This window comes from Paenibacillus sp. sgz302148 (assembly GCF_056120465.1).
In genome coordinates, this window is sequence record NZ_JBVYOJ010000006.1 from 90,269 (window position 1) to 109,817 (window position 19,549).

Annotated in this window: 14 protein-coding genes; 3 read left to right on the top strand and 11 right to left on the bottom strand. The window is 53.6% G+C overall.

All coding sequences use genetic code 11. The features are described from left to right. Positions 1-207: 207 nt before the first annotated feature. The 3 genes from AC0LWM_RS10695 to AC0LWM_RS10705 form a co-directional block, all read right to left on the bottom strand. Entirely contained in the window at positions 208-672 is a 465-nt protein-coding gene (locus AC0LWM_RS10695; RefSeq protein ID WP_474674920.1) for a PilZ domain-containing protein, read from the bottom strand. 338 nt (positions 673-1,010) lie between these two features. Then, positions 1,011-1,586 (bottom strand): dTDP-4-dehydrorhamnose 3,5-epimerase, encoded by a 576-nt coding sequence (gene rfbC / locus AC0LWM_RS10700; protein ID WP_474674921.1) that lies wholly within the window; start codon positions 1,584-1,586, stop codon positions 1,011-1,013. A 4-nt stretch (positions 1,587-1,590) separates the two neighbouring features. After that, a complete protein-coding gene (locus AC0LWM_RS10705) occupies positions 1,591-2,550 on the bottom strand; it encodes an LCP family glycopolymer transferase (protein ID WP_474674922.1) in 960 nt (319 codons plus the stop codon). Between the two features lie 299 nt (positions 2,551-2,849). On the opposite strand from AC0LWM_RS10705, the gene AC0LWM_RS10710 reads away from it, so the two are divergent. Beyond that, the gene (locus AC0LWM_RS10710; RefSeq protein ID WP_474674923.1) at positions 2,850-3,218 is read left to right on the top strand and encodes a helix-turn-helix domain-containing protein; all 369 of its coding nucleotides are present in this window, start codon (positions 2,850-2,852) and stop codon (positions 3,216-3,218) included. A gap of 10 nt (positions 3,219-3,228) precedes the next feature. Here the strand turns inward: AC0LWM_RS10710 and AC0LWM_RS10715 are convergent, their stop codons facing one another. Both AC0LWM_RS10715 and gltB read right to left on the bottom strand, forming a co-directional pair. Continuing rightward, positions 3,229-3,414, bottom strand: coding sequence for a hypothetical protein (locus tag AC0LWM_RS10715; protein WP_474674924.1), 186 nt, complete (start codon positions 3,412-3,414; stop codon positions 3,229-3,231). Between the two features lie 336 nt (positions 3,415-3,750). Then, on the bottom strand, positions 3,751-8,346 hold the full coding sequence (gene gltB, locus AC0LWM_RS10720; RefSeq protein WP_474674925.1) for a glutamate synthase large subunit: 4,596 nt from the start codon (positions 8,344-8,346) through the stop codon (positions 3,751-3,753). Between the two features lie 296 nt (positions 8,347-8,642). Between gltB and AC0LWM_RS10725 the strand changes: the two genes are divergently transcribed. After that, positions 8,643-10,001 carry an SGNH/GDSL hydrolase family protein gene (locus AC0LWM_RS10725; RefSeq protein ID WP_474674926.1) on the top strand — a complete coding sequence of 453 codons (1,359 nt, stop codon included), beginning with the start codon at positions 8,643-8,645 and terminating at the stop codon, positions 9,999-10,001. A 297-nt stretch (positions 10,002-10,298) separates the two neighbouring features. On the opposite strand, the gene AC0LWM_RS10730 is transcribed toward AC0LWM_RS10725, so the two are convergent. Together AC0LWM_RS10730 and AC0LWM_RS10735 are read right to left on the bottom strand one after the other, a co-directional pair. After that, complete coding sequence (locus AC0LWM_RS10730) at positions 10,299-12,527, bottom strand: Ig-like domain-containing protein (protein WP_474674927.1); 2,229 nt, start codon at positions 12,525-12,527, stop codon at positions 10,299-10,301. Between the two features lie 244 nt (positions 12,528-12,771). Next, complete coding sequence (locus AC0LWM_RS10735; protein ID WP_474674928.1) at positions 12,772-13,227, bottom strand: MarR family winged helix-turn-helix transcriptional regulator; 456 nt, start codon at positions 13,225-13,227, stop codon at positions 12,772-12,774. Between the two features lie 161 nt (positions 13,228-13,388). Between AC0LWM_RS10735 and AC0LWM_RS10740 the strand changes: the two genes are divergently transcribed. After that, on the top strand, positions 13,389-13,727 hold the full coding sequence (locus AC0LWM_RS10740; protein ID WP_474674929.1) for a rhodanese-like domain-containing protein: 339 nt from the start codon (positions 13,389-13,391) through the stop codon (positions 13,725-13,727). A 96-nt stretch (positions 13,728-13,823) separates the two neighbouring features. Here AC0LWM_RS10740 and AC0LWM_RS10745 read toward each other — a convergent pair whose 3' ends face one another. From AC0LWM_RS10745 to AC0LWM_RS10760, 4 genes are read right to left on the bottom strand one after another with little or no spacing between them, the layout of a single operon-like run. Next, positions 13,824-15,461: an extracellular solute-binding protein gene (locus AC0LWM_RS10745; protein ID WP_474674930.1), complete on the bottom strand. Its 1,638-nt coding sequence runs from the start codon at positions 15,459-15,461 to the stop codon at positions 13,824-13,826. Between the two features lie 54 nt (positions 15,462-15,515). Next, positions 15,516-16,409 carry a carbohydrate ABC transporter permease gene (locus AC0LWM_RS10750; protein ID WP_474674931.1) on the bottom strand — a complete coding sequence of 298 codons (894 nt, stop codon included), beginning with the start codon at positions 16,407-16,409 and terminating at the stop codon, positions 15,516-15,518. Between the two features lie 12 nt (positions 16,410-16,421). Beyond that, entirely contained in the window at positions 16,422-17,336 is a 915-nt protein-coding gene (locus AC0LWM_RS10755) for an ABC transporter permease (RefSeq protein ID WP_474674932.1), read from the bottom strand. A 15-nt stretch (positions 17,337-17,351) separates the two neighbouring features. Then, positions 17,352-19,547 carry a hypothetical protein gene (locus AC0LWM_RS10760; RefSeq protein WP_474674933.1) on the bottom strand — a complete coding sequence of 732 codons (2,196 nt, stop codon included), beginning with the start codon at positions 19,545-19,547 and terminating at the stop codon, positions 17,352-17,354. Between the last annotated feature and the right edge of the window lie 2 nt (positions 19,548-19,549).

Sequence of the window (19,549 nt, forward strand, 5' to 3'; positions counted from 1 at the left end):
TTAACCAACGCCGCATGTTCCATCCTCTCTAAAAAGAAGATCATATCGGGCATCTAACCCGTCCTCACATCACGCCATCGACGATGTACGTCTAAGGCGCTGCTTACGACGCCCACAGTATGACCGAGTGCCTACATTGATAAAGGTGTAGTAGACATTACCTGAACACGCCAACTTCACACGTTCCGGGTTGAATGAACGAAATGTTCAAAATTCCTGATATGGTATGTATTCATTGATTTTTTTGTATTTCGACAACAAATATTGAGCAGAAATGCGGCCGTATAGCTTATGGATTTTATTCTGCGCGGGACAAAGGCGAACAACGAGATCGTTTAACAGTCTGATCAACGAATATCGCTGCTGCTCGTTGATGGTGAATTTCAAACCATAGGCATATAGGTTTTCTTCGCCTAATCTCCAAATGATATGGCCTTGAAAACGGAGCCGTCTCCCGAGCATATTGAATTCGAAGCCGAGAATGTATCGCTGATTCACGGGAAGGTTCAGTACGGTAACAAATTGCAGCCCCTCCGGACCAATATCCCGGATCAGCACCGGTCTCGGTTTCGTCCGTACGGCACGAGCATTTACGGAATCGATATACATCATGGCCGGCGGCAATTCTGTAAACCGGAGTCGGACATAACTTCTCCCGTTGTCTGGAGACAATTACGTTATCCCCTTTCCAATGATACATATAGTAGCAATCACATCTCTACTTTACGATACGAAATGTAGCATGTCAATAGTTTTTTTCATATATTTCATTAAGAGCGAATGAACACCGACCACTATCTATATGCGAAAAAAACTTAAACATTCTTCGCCTGAATGGTTTAAACTGCTTAAGCAACAAGCTGACACCGGTACTTAACCGGCGCCAGCTATTCGCCTTCTATGCCCGTGAACCTTCAATCACGGCAAGCTACGCATCGGAGCGTTCCTCCTCGGAAGCGACGGACCGACTTCCCGCTTCTTGTCCGGTACCGGCGTAAGCCGCCCCGAGTTTATCGCCCCTTCATCCGTTCGTCCCAATTCAACATGTCCAAATCGGCGTCTTGCAGCAGCGGATGCCGGCTATCCTTGGCCGATAGGATCGGCTCCGTCACCGGCCACGGGATCGCAAGCTCCGGATCGTCCCAACGAATGCCGCGGTCGGCATTGGCATCGTAATAATCGTCCACCTTATAAATCACTTGCGTATTCGGCGCCAGCGTGCAGAACCCGTGCGCAAAACCGCGGGGAACGAGCAGCTGCCTGCGGTTTTTGTCGCTTAGCACGGCGCTTGCCCATTGCCCGAACGTCGGCGAATCGCGGCGAATGTCGACGGCCACGTCGTAGATCGCTCCGCTGACGACACGGACCAGCTTCGTTTGCGCCTTCGGCGGCAGCTGGTAATGAAGCCCGCGCAGCGTTCCGGCCTGAACCGACAACGAGTGATTGTCTTGCACGAAATGGCAAGCAATGCCGATGGAGGCATAACGATCATAGCGGTAGCTTTCCATAAAAAAGCCGCGCTCGTCCTCGAATGCTTCGGGCTCCAGAATGACGACGCCCGGAATTTTCGTTTCGATCCTATTCATGCTGTCAGTTCACTTCCTGCATCTGTTTTTTTAATCGTTCGTGGACCCGGCTTCGTTCCTTCGGATCGACGATATAATAATAAATGCCGTTCATGCGCTCGCCCGCCCCGGCGATTTCATCGACGGTGATCGAATCGATTTTCGGACGGTACGACTGGATGAACTCCGTCATTTCATCGAAGGTGATGTTTGTTTTGACATGTGCGCTGATTTGTTCCAAAATCCCCTGTAAATTTGTAAGAGCACCTAAACCTAATGCCCGCTGAAGCACGGCTTTTATAATGTCCCGCTGCCTCGTATTTCGGCCCAGATCTCCCCGCGGATCATCGTATCGCATTCGAGAGTATGCAAGCGCCTTTTTGCCATCCAATTGAATCTGTCCTTTATGGAACGTGTCCCCTTCGTATGTAAATTCCAGCGGATTGTTAACTTCCACCCCGCCCAAAATATCGATGATCGCTTCAAAACCTTCCATATTCACCTTGATGTAATAGTCGATCGGGTAGTCCAGGAAATGCTCAACCGTACCCACCGCCATTTCCACGCCGCCGAACGCGTACGCATGATTGATTTTATCGACGGTTCCTTTTCCGATAATGTCGGTCCGAGTATCCCGGGGGATGTTGAACATGAGAATGGAATGAAGAGAAGGATTTACCGCAAGCAAAATCATCGTATCGGATCGCCCCGTATCGCCGGGACGCTGATCGACCCCCATCACAAGCACGTTAAAGGGCTTGTTGTCCGCAATGACGGCCGGGATTCCCTCTTGTTCCAGCTGTGGCTGCGCTTTCGGCTTAACCTCTTGATCCTTGCTTTGATATGCGGGCTTTGTCGTATGGATCGGCTCATAAATGCGGTCGGCCGTTGTTCTGACCGAGGCGTAAATATAATACAGATAACCGCCCGCGCCAAATACGATCAATACGATCGCCGCGACGATAAGCTTCCACCATCGTTTCAAGAGGACACCTTCTTACTCGGGAATGGGTACATTTTTTTTGCGATTATTAAAAAATCTTGATTAGAGCACTGCAAACATGGACAGGATATGATACAATAAGTAGCGTTTCCTACTCTAAATCTATGATACATTCTGTATCATGTCAACCTTTTTTTACGTACAAAGTCGTATTATTTGCGACATTTTGTCTCACTGAGTGAAAATAGAACAATTGCATATTATGATGAATTTGTAAGAGTAGATGGAAAGAGCTGCTTACGATATGGTTTTCCTATGAAAACCTTTTAGGAGGATTCTGCATGAAATATGGACATCGCATTGCCGAATTGAGGGATCAAAGAGGATTAACTCAAGAGGAGCTCTCGATTTCATTAGGTATTTCCCGCGCCGCATTATCCCATTATGAAAAAAATCGTCGGGAACCCGACTTCGAAACTTTAACGAAAATGGCCGATTTGTTCGGCGTTTCACTTGATTATTTGATCGGCAGAACGAACAATCCCGAGACGACGCTCGATCAGGATGTACGAGCATTCGTCGATCAATTGGAGTTGTCCGACGCCGATATTATGAACAAATTCAGTTTAACGATTGATGGTAAGAAGCTGACGACTGAAGAAGCGCGGCGCTTCATCGCTTTTATTCGCGCAGAACGCGCCATGCAATAAAGAGGCCGATTTATTCCGGCCGTTCCTCCTTTGCCTCTGTCGGCATAGCAAGCGTTTCCATGTCGCCGCTTGAATAAGTATCGCAGAAGATTCTCCAATTCTCTTCCCGAATCGATAACTGATTCATGATGTAACCAATATCGAGCACTGTTTTCAAGTTGCCGGTAACTTCTTGTTCAAAAGCTTGATTTTCCATTATACCGATCCTCACTCTACTTATTATTTCTCCCATTGGACACAAGATGAATTATAGTACATTAGAATTACATATGTTGTCGTCTTCTGGAATGAATTTCTATTTTTTTCTTCTATTTTTGTCGAATCGAGTTAAGCTTCATTTAACATAAAAAAAGCTCCTATTCGGAGCCCTCTCCACGATGAATGACCCTGCGTAAGATGAAGCTTTTCTTGGTACAGAAAATTCTCATACGCTTTATTGCTTTAGCGAACTTAAACTTTCTGTATCGTTAAAAAAACCTTTAACTCTCACCGCATGACCGGTTCGGAGTTAAAGGTTTTTTGTTTAGGTTGCTTAGTTGCCGCCTACGCGGGACAGCTCTTTCATGTTCGCTTCGAACGCCGCCAGCAGCGCTTGCTCGCCGCTTAAGCCTTTGCTTTGCACACGTTCGATCATCTGGTTCATCCGCTTGAAGTCTTTCGGAATGACCTTCACGAATTTCGGCAGCGTCTCGTCCCAGCCGTTCAGAACGCGCTTGCCCTGCTCGCTGTTCGTGTAACCGACGTGCTTCTCGATCATCGATTTCAGCTCGCCGATTTCCGCTTCGTCCTCCAGACGCTCCAGCAGCACCATTTCCAGGTTGCATTGCGTAACGAACGTGCCCGCTTCGTCCAGCACGTACGCGATGCCGCCGGACATGCCTGCCGCGAAGTTGCGGCCGGTCTGACCGAGAATGACGACGCGTCCGCCCGTCATATATTCGCAGCCGTGGTCGCCTACGCCTTCGACAACGGCGCGCACGCCGCTGTTCCGTACGCAGAAGCGCTCGCCGGCAATGCCGCGCACGTATGCTTCACCGCTCGTCGCGCCGTAGAAAGCGACGTTGCCGATAATGACGTTTTCTTCGGCCTTGAACGTTGCTTTCTCCGAAGGCGCCACGATGATTTTGCCGCCGGACAATCCTTTGCCGACATAGTCGTTGGAATCGCCCTCAAGCGACAACGTCATCCCTTTCGGCACGAACGCGCCGAAGCTTTGACCCGCGGAGCCTTGGAAGTGGAAACGAATCGTATCTTCAGGCAGCCCTTCCGCGCCGTAGCGGCGGGTAACTTCGCTGCCAAGAATCGTGCCGACAACGCGGTTCGTGTTGCAGATCGCAAACGTCCCTTGCACCTGCTCTTTGCTCTCCAGCGCAGGCTTCGCCGCTGCTAGCAGCTGCTGCATGTCGAGCGATTTCTCCAGGCCGTGGTCCTGCGTCTGCGTATTGTAGCGCGCGGAGCCTGCAGGAAGCTCAGGTTGGTGAAGCAACGGCGCCAAATCGACGCCTTTCGCTTTCCAATGGTCGATCGCCTTCTTCGTATCGAGACGGTCCGTGCGGCCGACCATTTCTTCGATCGTACGGAAGCCGAGCTCGGCCATAATCTCGCGCATTTCTTGGGCGACGAAACGCATGAAGTTGACAACGTGCGCCGGATCGCCTGTAAATTTTTTACGCAGCTCCGGATTTTGCGTCGCGACGCCTACCGGGCAAGTATCCAGATGGCAGACACGCATCATGACGCAGCCGATAACGACGAGCGGAGCCGTCGAGAAGCCGTATTCTTCGGCGCCGAGCAAGGCTGCAATCGCCAGGTCGCGGCCGGTCAAAATTTTGCCGTCCGTCTCCACGACGACACGGTCGCGCAGGTTGTTCAGAATCAGCGTTTGGTGCGCTTCGGCTAGGCCAAGCTCCCAAGGCAACCCCGCATGACGCATGCTCGCCATCGGCGAAGCGCCCGTTCCGCCGTCGTAGCCGCTGACGAGGATGACGTCGGCGCGGCCTTTGGCTACGCCTGCGGCGATCGTTCCGACGCCGACCTCGGATACGAGCTTCACGTTAATGCGCGCGCGAGGGTTGGCGTTCTTCAGATCGTGGATCAGCTCGGCCAAGTCCTCGATCGAATAGATGTCATGGTGCGGCGGCGGTGAGATCAAGCCTACACCCGGCGTGGAACCGCGAACTTCGGCAATCCAAGGGTAAACTTTTTTCCCTGGCAATTGTCCGCCCTCGCCCGGTTTGGCGCCTTGGGCCATCTTGATCTGGATTTCGTCCGCATTGACCAAGTAATTGCTCGTTACCCCGAAACGTCCCGAGGCGACCTGCTTGATCGCGCTGCGGCGGGAATCGCCGTTCGCGTCCGGCGTGTAGCGCGACGGATCTTCGCCGCCTTCGCCGGTGTTGCTGCGCCCGCCGATCCGGTTCATCGCGATCGCTAGGCTTTCATGCGCCTCCTTGCTGATCGAGCCGTACGACATCGCGCCGGTTTTGAATCGTTTCACGATCGATTCGACCGGTTCAACCTCCTCGATCGGCACCGGTTGCCCCTTCTTGAAGCTGAGCAGCGAGCGAAGCGTCATGTGCTTCTCGTTCTCCCCGGTCGCAAGCGCCGAGAACTTCTTGTACAGCTGGTAATCGTTCGTGCGCGTTGCGTGCTGCAGCGCGTGAACCGTTTGCGGGTTGAACAAGTGCTCTTCCCCGCCGCGGCGCCACGAGTAGTCTCCGCCCGATTCCAGCGCCAGCTCGACGCCTTCTTTGTCGGAATACGCTCGATTGTGGTGCGCGAGCGCTTCCTCCGCGATTACGTCGAGACCGATACCGCCGATACGGGAAGGCGTCCACGTGAAGTAACGGTTAATGATCTCTTCGCTTAGGCCGACCGCTTCGAAAATTTGCGCGCCGCGGTAGCTTTGAATCGTCGAAATGCCCATCTTCGACAATATTTTGACGACGCCTTTCGTTGCCGCTTTAATGTAATTTTTGACCGCTTTTTGGTGCGTGATGTTGACGAGCATGCCTTCATGAATCATGTCGTCCAGCGATTCGAACGCCAGGTACGGGTTGATGATGTTCGCGCCGTAGCCGAGCAGCAGCGCAAAATGGTGCACCTCGCGCGGATCGCCCGACTCGAGCAGCAAGCTGACTTTCGCCCGCGTGCCTTGGCGGATCAGATGGTGATGCAGGCTCGATACGGCCAGCAGCGAAGGAATCGCCGCATTGTCGCGATCCAGTCCCCGGTCGGATAAAATAATGATATTATGCCCTTTGCTAATAAGACGGTCCGCCGCTTCGCACATCGTGTCGATCGCCTGGCGAATGCCTTCCGCTCCGTCCGCCGCGCGGAAGAAGATCGGAATCGTGATCGACTTGAAGCCCGGTCTGCGGATATGGCGCAGCTTCGCGAATTCTTCGTTGGACAGAATCGGCGTTTTGACGCGGATTTGCCGGCAGCTTTCCGGCTCCGGATTCAGCAGGTTGCGCTCCGGTCCGATCGTCGTGCCCGTCGCCGTAATGATTTCCTCGCGAATCGCGTCGATCGGCGGGTTCGTCACTTGGGCGAACAATTGCTTGAAATAATTGAACAAACGCTGCGGCCGTTCCGACAATACCGCCAGCGGCGCATCGTAACCCATCGATCCGATCGGCTCGACGCCGCTTTGCGCCATCGGCTCGAACACCTTGCGCAAATCTTCGAACGTATACCCGAACGCCTGCTGGCGCTGCTGGACCGTCTCATGGTCCGGATCCGGCACTTCCGGCGCGTCCGTCAGTTCCTCCAGATCGACGAGGTGCTCGTCTAGCCATTGCTTGTACGGCTGCTCGGAAGCGATCTTCGCCTTCACTTCCTCGTCGGAGATGATCCGTCCTTCCGCCGTGTCGACGAGCAGCATCCGGCCCGGGCGCAATCTTTCCTTATATAGAATGTTTTCTTCCGGAATTTGCAGAACGCCAGCTTCGGAAGAAAGAATGATCATGTCGTCTTTCGTGACGTAATACCGTGCGGGACGCAGCCCGTTCCGGTCCAGCATCGCGCCGATTTGCGTACCGTCGGTGAACGCCATCGCCGCCGGTCCGTCCCACGGCTCCATCAGGCAGCTGTGATATTCGTAAAACGCTTTTTTGCTCTCGTCCATGCTTTCGTGGTTCGACCAAGGCTCAGGCACCATCATCATGGCGACGTGCGTCAGCGGGCGTCCCGACAAGTACAGAAACTCCAGCGTATTGTCGAACATCGCCGTGTCGGACCCGTCCTCATCGATAATCGGCTTGATCTTGCCGATGTCGTCCCCGAACACGTCGGTATCGATCAGCGACTCGCGGGCGTGCATCCAGTTGACGTTGCCGCGCAAAGTATTAATTTCCCCGTTATGGATAACATAGCGGTACGGATGGGCGCGCTCCCAGCTTGGGAACGTATTCGTGCTGAAGCGCGAGTGAACGAGCGCAATCGCCGTTTCCAGCGCCGGATCTTGGAGCTCCACGTAGAACGAATCGACTTGTTCCGTCGTGAGCATTCCTTTGTAGACAATCTTCTTGCATGACAAGCTAGGTACATAGAAGGACTCCGCACCTTCCACGTCGGCATAACGAATCGCTTGCTCCGAACGCTTGCGAATGACGTACAGCTTCCGTTCAAATGCCAATTCGTCGCTTAGATCGGCGCTGCGGCCGATAAACAGCTGACGTACGTAAGGCTGCGCCGCCACCGCCGACTCGCCGAGCCCCTCGTCGTTCGTCGGAACCGTTCTCCAGCCAAGTACCGTCTGCCCTTCGTCGCGAACGATCGATTCCATCATCGATTCGTGCTTGTCGCGAATTTCCGCGTTCATCGGCAGGAAAATCATCCCTACCCCATATTCTCCCGCTTTCGGTAATTGAATATCCAACTGAAGGCACTCTTTCACGAAGAAGGAGTGCGGAATTTGCAGCATGATGCCCGCTCCGTCCCCTGTACTCGGTTCAGAGCCTTGTCCGCCCCGATGATCGAGATTGCATAGCACGGTAAGCGCCTGACGCACGATTTCGTGCGAAGGTCTCCCCTTGATGTTGGCAACGAATCCCATCCCGCAGGCATCGTGTTCGAACTGCGGATCATATAGACCTTGCTTGCGAGGTAACCCTGTCTGTTTCATTGCATGCAACCTTTCTATAATCATAGTTTTTTATCGCTTTTTGTCGGTCTAGCCGAATTTAATTGTTACACTATTTTAACACCCGCATATTACGTTAGCAACCTAAGATTTTTTTATAACCCTGAAAAGAAAAGCTTTTGTAAGCGTTTGTCGTTATTTTTACATTTGCACTTTTCTACATATTGTTTGCATTATTTATACACTGGACGACGGTCAAATAAAACATTTAAAAATTTACCTTATTGGAATATAATCGTTATTAAACAATTTCATATTAACAAAAAGGACGTGTCCATGTGTCTAGTAACTTTAGGAAAAGAGTGCCGCTCGCGACGGCCGCTTTGCTCCTCGGGACAACGGTTGGCCTAAGCGCGATCGGCCAAGCGGATTCGGCGGCGAACCCCGCGGCCGCACCGGTCTCGACGACGACAGCCGTGCAAGAGGCTCCCAAGACGGGGCAAGAGGGCCCGTTCATCTATCCCGCCGCGGATCCCCCATCGGCCGCGATCACCCGCATCGTCGCATTGGGCGATTCCGTCGCCGCGGGCTACGAGCCGTGGATGAAGGAGGTCGGCGTCAAGGCCGTGCCTTACGCTTACGTGGAGCGGCTGTACGAGCAGGCGTTGTACCACGGCCGGGCCAACATGGTCAACTACGGCATCATCAATTTGAAAAGCGACGGCTTGAAGCTGTTCCTGCAAACGATCAAGGACGGCGGCAAAGTGACCGGCGAGCAGCTCGACCCGCTCAAGCTCGATCCCCGGATCGACGACATCGCCGGCAAATCCGAGCAAGTGCGGAAGGATATCGCCGGGGCCAGCATCGTGACGCTGACAATCGGCGGCAACGACCTGAAGCCGCTGGCCGAAGGGCTGAAGAAGCTGTCGGAAGACGAGCTGGAGAAGCTTATGCAGGATACGATGGCCAATCTGAAGGATAACATCGCCGTAGTTGTGAAGGATGTCGCCGAGCTGAACGCCAAAGCGACCATCGTCATCTCGGACCAATACCAACCGATGCCGAAGTTTGCCGACAAAGCTCTGTATCCGAAGCTGATGAAGGCCGTTTACGCGTATTCCGCCGCGCTTGACGAGGTAGCCGCGGCGATGCACGCGCAAGGCGTTCAAGTGAAAGTCGCCCACGTCGCCAAGCAATTCGAAGGCCGCGAAGGCGAGCTGACCCACATCATCGAAATGGACGTACACCCGAAGCAGGCCGGCTACGAAATCATCGCGCAGCAGTTCGCGGACGCCATCTGGGGCGAATATTGGAAGCCGAAGCAGGCGTACCCGGCGGTACCGATCTCGATCGTCGTAAACGGCAAGGAAGTTGTCACGCCGTATAAGCCGGTTTCCGTCAAAGACCGCACCTATGTGGCGATCAAGGATATCGTGGACGCCACGGGCGCGACGTCCAAGTGGGACAACAAAACGCAAAGCGCGACGATTACATACGGCGGCCGTGAAGTCGTCCTGACCGTCGGCTCTCCGACGATGACCGTGAACGGAGAGTCCGTGAAGCTGGAAGCGGCTCCGTTCCTGCAGAAGGTAGGCAAGGAGCAGAAAACCTACGTGCCGCTAGCCGTCATCGCCACGGGTCTCGGCTTCGATCTGCAATACCGCGAGAAGCTGCATACCGCATTTATTAATAAGTAATTAGTGTGTCGGAAATAACTGCAAAAGTGCAGGCTTTCGCCCCTTGTTCCTCTGAATGGGCCGAAATAACTGCAAAAGTGCATCTTCCAAGCTTACTATCGCTGGAGTCCGAATTAATCGAAAAAAATAAATGCACTTTCGCAATTACTTCCTCTTCTCTCATAAATATTCAAAGAATAGATGCAGTATTGCATTTATTCCATCCGTGAACGACAAAAAGCTCCTTCCCGTCGCCGGCTTCGAGGCTATTGCCCGAATCGGCGCTCCGGAAGGAGCTTCTTCTAATCGTATAAACCGTTATTTCACCGACACCCGAATGGAGACGGTTTTTTTGTCATATACCGCTTTGATCGTGGCGCTTCCTTTTTTGAGCGCTTTGATCTTGCCTTGGCTGACGCTTACGATCGTGCTGTTGGAGGAGCTCCATACCGCCTGCGAGGTAACGTCCGTCACGCGCCCGCCCTCGAACTCCGCGACGACGTTCAACGACTTCGTTCCGCCAATCGCCAGCTTGAGCGATTTTTCGGAGGCATTCAGTCGTTTCACTTTCAAGGTGACGTTGACGTTCACCTCGATCAACTGGCCTTGGTATTCGCCGGTTATTTTTGTCGTGCCCTCGGCTACGCCTTTTACCGATGCGCCTTTCACCGTCGCGACTTTGTCGTTGGACGTTTTCCATTCGATTTTGCTCGCGAGCGATGCGGTTTTCCCGTTTTTGTACGTGCCCGTCACTTTGATCGTTGCCGATTTGCCCGGATTGATGCCCATCGGATTCGGCGTCACGACGAATTTGGTCACTTCTTCTTCAATGTAAACCGGAATGTTGACCGACTTGTTCAAGTAGGTCGCCGTCAATGTCACTTTGGAGCTGACAAGCCCTTTCATATTCTTGTCGGTCAGGAGCAGATTCGGCGACGACACCTTCCAAGTCACCTTGGAAGTTACTTCCGTTTGCGTGCCGTTCTCGAATACCGATACGATCGTCGGAAGCGGAACTTCGCGCCCTAACACAAGCGTTGCTGTCGCCGGCGTAGGCAGCAGCGTCAGCACCTTCTCTTGCACCGTGATTTTGATTGTGGCTGTAAACGTTACTGGAGCCGTGCTCGTTCCGCGAACCGTAACCGTTGCTTTCAGGTCTACGACGCCGGCTGTTTTCGCAACGAGCTTGCCCTTCTCGATCGCTAAAATTTTATCGTCGCTGGAGTTCCACTCCGCCAAGGAGGACACGTCGGATTTCTCCCGCGCGATCGTTGTTCCGAATACTTTGGGCAAGTCGATGGAATCGCCTTTGAAAATATCCAGCTCTTCCTTCTCGAACGACACTTTCGTCAAGTTCTGGTAAACGACAACCGTAATTTCGTTGGATTGGCCTTTAGAAGTTACTTTAATCTTCGCCGTACCCGGGCCTTTCGGCGTGATCAAGCCTTTGTTTACGGAAGCGACCATCGTATTGGAAGTCGTCCATTCCCCGGATTCCGTAATATCCTCCGTGATCGTCGAGCTATTCAGCGCCATCGCTTCCAGCTGCAGCGGCGCATCCTCGAGCAGCATTTGTACGGAGCCGTTCTCCAGCGCCGAACCGTCCGGACGCGTAATCTGAATCGCTTGGAATGCCGGCAGCACCGTAATTTTGATCTCGTCGGTTACGCCGAGGTAGTCCACCGTAACAGTCGCCACGCCTGCGCCAACCGGCGTCACAACGCCGTTCTCGACCTTGATCGCTCCGCTGTTGCTAGTTTTCCAAGTTGCCTTGGTCGTCATATCGGAATCCCCGATCAACTCGGGAATCCACGTAACGAAAGCTTTCAGCGTCATCGGATCGTCGCCCGTCTTCATCTCCGTTTTTAATGGCTTTTCGTCTCCCGACTGGATTTTGATCGACTGGAACGGAGACGTCACCTTGAGTGTGACGTTGTCCGAAACGCCTTTATGCGACACCGTAATCTTGGTCGTCCCCTTGCCCACAAGCGTTACAACGCCTTTGGACACCGTAGCGACGGATGTGTCGGAGGAAGACCAGTTCGCGACGGCGGCGACTTTCTCCTCGCGGCTTGCGCTGTCGTTCGTCGTGGCGATCGCCTCAAGCTCCAGCTTGTCCCCTAACCGAACGTCGATCGACTCCGGTAAGCTCGCATTCGGGCTAGCCGCGTTGCGCACGTCCAATGTTTTATACAAGTAGTCCGATTTTACATTAATGGTGGCAATCGAATTGCCGTATTTGGCCGTAATGAGCACCGTTCCGCTGCCGACGCCGGATAGCAAGCCTTTGTCGACCGTAACGATCTTCGAATTGTCGGAGCTCCAATAAGCGGCTCCTGTGACGTCCTTCTTCGTGGAGCTGCCTTGGATGCTCGCCAGCAGCTTGAGCTGAACGCCCTTATCCTCCACGAACAAATTCACCGGCGACGCATTGTCGAATTCCACGGAAGTGACAACCTCGTCCGCCAATGCGGTAAATGCGCCCACGTACATGGAGCAAATCATAACCAGCAGCAGTGACAGTCGCATAACCTTTTTACGCATCATATGTACTCTGTTCTCCTATCCTGACTACATATTTTCGTCCATGAACGAACCAATGAACGAATCCATGAACAACCGCTTCCACTATATATAACGGTTTTTATTGCCAAAAAGTTAACCCGGACGCAGAATTGCCGCACTTCAGCCATTTCGAACCGATCGCTTCATCGCCGTAGGCGAAAAGCGCCCTAATGCGATACGAGCTGACGGAGTTAGGTTTTATGATGCTGCGGTAACACGGGAGTCCCTAAGCCTTATCGGATGCCAAGGCTTTGTTCATAATCTCGAATGCCCGTACAAGAGCTTGAACCTCTTCATCAGACAACGGCGCGGCGAAATATCGTTTAATGCCTCTCGCATAAATGGGCCATGCTTGCCGCAGCTGCTTTTCTCCCTCAGCCGTGAGAATCGCATAGGCGCCGCGCCGATCCTCTTCGCTTTTTTCCCGCTGAATGAGTCCCTCCCGCTCCAGACGGTCCAGCAGTCTTGTTAATCCGCTTTTGCTCAAGATCACCTTTTGTTTCAAATCCCCTAACCGAAGCTTGCGATTCGGGGCTTCGAACAACTCGATCAACACATCATACGTAGTCAGCGGGACCCTCTTCTGCTCCGCCAAGTCCATCTCAATATTTTCGATGATTCGGGAATGGGTTTTAATAAATAAACGCCATGCCGAGAGCTCCAGCTCCGTAACTCTTTCCATAAACAACTTCGCCTCTTTCCGTTATAAAAAACCTTAAAACCACCATAACTCATTTTAATTGCGCAAGCAACAAAATAATAGTTGCGCACGCAACAACTTTGTGTTATTCTTGATTCATGATAGTTGCGCGCGCAACTACTTAATACAAGGAGGCGATTCATATGGTGGTTACAAGCATTAGCAGGGACGAAATTAAAGGGAAGCTGGATCGGGGGGACAGCGTGCTGCTTGTCGAAGCACTGCCGCCAAGATATTACGAGGATATGCATTTGCCCGGAGCGATCAATATGCCGCATGATCAGGTCGATCAGTTAGCCGCATCGCTGCTGCCGGACAAATCGGCGGAAATTATCGTGTATTGCGCCAACTTGCCTTGCCCGAACTCGGAGATTGCCGCCAAGCGGCTCATGCAACTGGGCTACACGAACGTGAAGGAATATAGAGAAGGCAAGCAAGACTGGTTTGAAGCCGGATTTCCGGTCGTGCAGCAGAACTCGTAATTGTCTTCCGATAAGCAGCGAAAAAGGGAGTTTCAAAGCCATATGAAAATGGCTGAGGAACTCCCTTTTTTATCGATTGGATCAATTCGACTTAGATCAGTTCGGCATGCCGAACTTGACGACTTCTTTGCCTTTCAGGTTATCGTTGACGTATTGGATCGCATCCGGATACCCCGTTTTATTGATCTGATCGCGCAGGTCGTTCAATATTTTCAAAGCGGCCTCGTCGGTTTTGGCGTAGACGGCTTCTTTCCAGGCGTCGCCGATTTTGTCCATCGAAGGCTTGAGCGTTTCCCACTGCGGCGATTTGGACATGACGTCACCCGGGTTGAAGGCGGAAATAATCGCCGTACCGTTCGGACGAAGAATTTTGCGGGCGTTGTCCATGGCCGCCGTGCGCTCCGGTTCCGCCCAAATGTCGCCGCTGCCGAGCGAGTTCAGCTGATCCCTGCCGGCGATCGATTCGAAGCCGATGCCGATCCCTTCGTTTTTGCGCACCTTGCCCGTCGTGTCGGCGGCGAATTTGTCGAACCATTCTTTTTTGGCCGCCGGCTTGCCGTCCTTCATTTCCCAATGCGTGCCTTCCACGCCGTAACGGGTCAGCAAGAAGCCTTCGTCGGAAGCAAGGAAATTGAGCAGCCGGAGCGCGGCATCGACGTTTTTCGATTTTTTCGGAATGACGGTGACGTTATTGCCTTGAATGTTCAGATCGGCCGGACGGTTCGAGTCCGCGCCCGCACGCTCCAGCGGACCGATCGGCACGTATTCGCTGCCGGGGTTCGCCTTCGTGTACTCCTTCGAAGCATCGAGAATGGCCGGGTAGTGCGCTGCCAGCACGGCGACGCGTCCTTGCTTGATTTTTTCCTGGGCGATCGGATCCGTCTGCGTGAATGCTTCGTTGTCCAGCAAGCCCTCCGAAATCAGCTTCCGATAATAAAGCGTGTAATCGTCGTAGGATTTATCGAAGAAGACGTGTTCCAGCTTCCCGCCTTTGTCGAGATAGTCAGTTGGGAAGAACATCGTGTTGCCGATGCCGACGGCCCAGCCGTTATGAAATCCGCCGAACGGTATGACCGGCAGTCCGTTCGCTTTTAAGTTCGCATCCTTGATTTTCTTCAGGAAGCTGTACAGATCGTCCTTCGTTTTGACGGATTGCGGATCGACCCCGACCTTCTCTGCGATGTCTTTGCGGACGTAGAAGCCGTACAGCCAATCCATGCCGTCTTTGTCGGTTGCGGGCTGATTTTGCAGCAGCAAGAACTTTTTGCCCCCGTACGCGTCGATCGCCTTCTCGTAAAGGGCCGGCGGGACGTTGTTTTTGTCGATCAATTTCGCCAGGTTCGGGTATTGGTCCAGCTTATCCGACAAGTCGACCAGCTGGTCCTCCTTCGCCGCTTTGACGATACCGTCGAGCTCCCCGCCCCATGCCGGACCCGTATAAATATCGGGAAGATCCTGCGTGGCGAAGATCGCGTTGACCTTCTCGACCTCGCTGCCTTTCGTATATTCCCATTCCACCCTGACTCCCGTTTTTTCTTCGATCACTTTGCTTACAGGCGTCATGTCGACATCCGCACCGCTCGAGCCGTTCCAGTTATGAAGCACCTTCAAGGTGACCACTTTGCCGTCCCCGTTCCCGGTGCCCGAGCTGTCGCTGCTGCAGCCGTAGAGCAAGCCGCTGACAAGCGTAGAGGCCAGCAAAATCGAGGCGATTCTGATCCGTTTCTTCGTCATGCTACACCCTCCTGTTTTACCTGATTTATTCGATAAAGCCCTGACACCAGGCTATTATCCTTTCACCGAGCCGATCATGACCCCCTTGACGAAATATCGCTGCAAGAACGGGTAAATGCATAATATAGGAAAAACGGTAATGACAAGAAGCGCCATCCGCAGCGATTCCGGCGTCGCTCCCGCCGTGTTCACGCTGATCGTTTGCCCGCCGCTTTGAGCGGCGCGTTGCATGGAGGAGGACAATGCTTCGGCTTCCGTCAGCATCTGCTGAAGGAGCGTTTGCACGGGAATCAGATCTTTGCTCGATACGTAATAAGCGCCGGCGAACCAATCGTTCCAATGGGCCACCCCGATGAACAAAGAAATCGTCGCGAGCACCGGACCGGACAGCGGCACGATGATTCTCCAAAAAATTCGGAAGTCGCCGTAGCCGTCGATTTTGGCCGATTCCTCCAGCTCCTCGGGAATCCCTTGCAGAAACGTTCGGATGATGACGATATGCATGAAGTTGAACAATAGCGGGATGACGTACACCCAGAAGTTGTTGATCAGATGAAGCTTCTGCAGCGTGATGAAATACGGGATGAAGCCGGCGCTGAAGATCGTCGGGAGAAAAATATAGAAGGTGAAAAACGTCCGGCCCGGCAGCGTTTTGCGCGCCAATGAATAAGCCATCAGCGTACAGAGCAGCACGTGCAGCAACGTGCCGATGACCGTGCGGAGCAGCGTGATTTTATACGCCTGCCAAATCCTCGCATTATCGAAAACTTGAACATAGTTATCGAGCGTGAACTTGCGCGGATAGAAATAGATGGCGCCCAGCATGGAATCTTTCCCGTCGTTCAAGGAATAGGCCAGGATGTAGATGAACGGGTAAATCATCGAAAACCCGACGATCGCGAGCAATATATAATTGAACAGCGGAAATAAGGAAATTCGGCGTTTCATGGCGTCACCTCCTCAAAAAAGAGATACGTCGCTGACTTTGCGGGCGATCCGGTTCACCGTCACGATCAGAATCAAGGCGATGAGACTTTGAAACAAACCGACGGCCGCCGCATAACTGAGCCGGCCTTGGCTGATCCCCGAGTTGATGACATGAACGTCGAGCACGCTGCCGATGGCGGCCGTTGCCGGTCCGTTCAGGAGCAGCAGCTGCTCGTAGCCCGCGCTCATCAAGCTGCCGACGGATAGGATGAACAAAATGACGGCGATATTGCGGATGCCGGGCAGCGTCACATGCCATATTTGGCGAAACCGTCCCGCACCGTCGATTTTAGCGGCTTCATAGAGCTGTTGGTCGATGCCCGCAATCGCAGCCATGTAGATGATCGAGTTCCAGCCGATGTTCTTCCATATGTCCGATCCGAGAATAATCTGATAAAACCATGTCGTATTGTTGAGAAATTGGATCGGCTCCGCCAGGCCCATGGCGCCGAGCAGATCGTTGACCGGCCCGCCGTACGGCGCCAAGAGGCGCTGCATCAGCGTGACCACGACGATCCAGGAAACGAAATACGGGAGATACGAAAGCGTCTGCACCGTCTTCTTGAATTTCAGCAATCTCACTTCATTGAGCAGGATCGCCAGGACGATCGGCATCGGAAACCCGACGAGCAGCTTCATCAAGCTGATAATAATCGTATTGCGGATAATGCTCCCGGACTGGTAATAATCGAAAAACTGATTGAAATATTTCAGGCCGGCCCAGGGGCTTCCGGTAAAGCCTCCCGTAAACGTAAAGTCCCGAAAAGCGACTTGTACGCCGTAAAGCGGGACGTAAGAGAATATGAAAAACCAGACGATTCCGGGCAGCAAGAACAGGTAGAACACTTTATGCTGCCATAGTCGCTTCCACAGGCGCGATGCCGTCATACGCCCAAGCCTCCTTTACGCCGTTTCCCACTTCACTTCCACAATGACTTCCGTATCGCTTGCATGCCGGTAATTCAGCAGCACCGTTCGCGACGCCTCATCCCATTCATAAGGAACCGGCTCCGCCAGGCTGCCGCAAACAAGCCTTGCGGAGGCCGGCTTCCTCGGGCAATACCACCGCGCGACGGCGCGCAGTTGTTCCGGTCCCTTGACCTGGAACGCAAATCCCGACTCCGTCACGTCGAGACGCTCGATCCGCGAGGATGCCGCTATGCAAGCGACTTCGCCGGCGGCCGGCCGTCCTTCCTCGACATCGTACAAAAACGCCTGCTCGCCGGGCGCAAGCCGAACTTCCGGCATGACTTCAAGCGCCGGGTCGAACAAGTCGACCGCCGGACCGGTCAAGACGAGCGGGGAATCCGCGACCGATTCGTCCAGCACGGCGGCAATCCGGTAAGGACCTCTGCGCAGGTCGAAGTAATGCTTCGGCAGCCAGCGGTACTCCCGGTCTTCCAGCAGCTCGATCGTCTGCCTGACGATTCGCCGCAAGGCGTCCGCGCCGTCAGCCGACTTCGCGCACAGGTCCGGCGATTGCGCCAAATAACCGACCGCGCCTTTGCCGACCCGGTTTACGTTGCCGGCCGCCCCCTCGAATCCGAGCTGCTCGAACAGGTGTATTCGCGGGGAAGCGTAGCACGTATCTCCCTCGTTCCACCAAGACCGGATGGTATGATACGGGTCCGAATCATCGCCGACGTATACGAGCGCTCCGCCATTTCTTACCCAGCCGGCTATCGCATCATGCAGGTCCGGAAATTCCGGCTTCATGAATTCGTAGCTCAGCAGCAATACGCGATAGTCCTTCAAGTAATGAGCGAATCTCCGTACGTTGTCCAGCTGTACCGGCCGAACCGAGATGCCGTGTTTCAGCAGCGGCAGCGCGAGTCCGTAGAAGGCAGAGAAATCGAGCATCTCGATATCTTCCTCCGTTTCAACCGCCGATGCGTCCGTTCCGTCGTATTTGCTCGCGGCCGCGCCGTCCGCATCCCCGGTCTTCATACGCTGGAACATCGCCGAATCCGCAATCAAGACGCCGATATGCTGTGTCGTTTCCCCCATAACGATCTTGTCCTGCTCCATGTCGCCAAGCGCGTACATCACGTTAAGCAGCGTCGTCGCGTAATCCGGAGGAATCGCGATCGGGCCGGCGCCCTCCTCATCGGAAGGATATTCCCCTTGGAAAATCCGTCTCGGCCATGGCGCCACTTCATAATGGGAGACGGCCGGATGCAAGAGCGACGCCGTCACCGTCCGCATGTAGTTCTGCCTGTAGTCAGTCCATGTATAGTTCGGATTGTCTTCGATCGGATCGTGAAGGAACCACATTCGTTTGCCCGTCCCCCGAACCAGCTCCTGCATGATGCCGTATTCCAGATAGGCCGTTTCGAACGTTCTTTCCCTGCGAACGCCTTGGTATACGTTCGGCGTCCTCGACGTGCCGGTCCAAATCTGGGCGATGTAGCCGTCAACGGAGGGTAAATCGATCAACCGCGACTCAGGACTTACGATTCTCCACTGCGTATAATTGATCAAACTGTGAGTCGGTACGTAAAAACGCAGCTCCCGGCCGTATTCCGTCAAGGCATAATCCTTCATCTCGCTGCATAACCGGTCCAAGCTGCGTGTATATAAAAACGCTTTCAATTTCGAGGCGCGATACTGCGCGTCCGGCGACGCATGCGGCGGCATCCACGGCTCCCCGTAATATAACCGCCATTCCCGCCGGAACGCATCGGAATAACCTCCATGCACCCAAAACTCAGGCTCCTCCAGATGGATCGCTTCCACTCCCGCATCGACGGCAATGCGAATCCGGCTAGCCAAGAAGTTCGTGTAAGCAATGGTCGGGACCATATAGGGAATATCCGGCGTATCGCCATGAATAATATGTTGACCGCTGCGGTCCGTCTGCGCTTCATCCCAATGTGCGCGTCCGTCGACGCCGCCGTTCAAGTAGATTTGGTATTGCCCCCATGCGACACCGGTCATCAGATGAACGATATAGCCGCGCGATCGCCATTGCCGGATTCGCTCCGGCATCGTATCGTCGATCCCATACACCATGACGAAATCGGTCTGCAAGTCGTACGACGGGCTATAAGGACCGCTTTCTTGAAAGCCTGTTCGCTCTTCGCTTCGATTTCGGGTCAAGT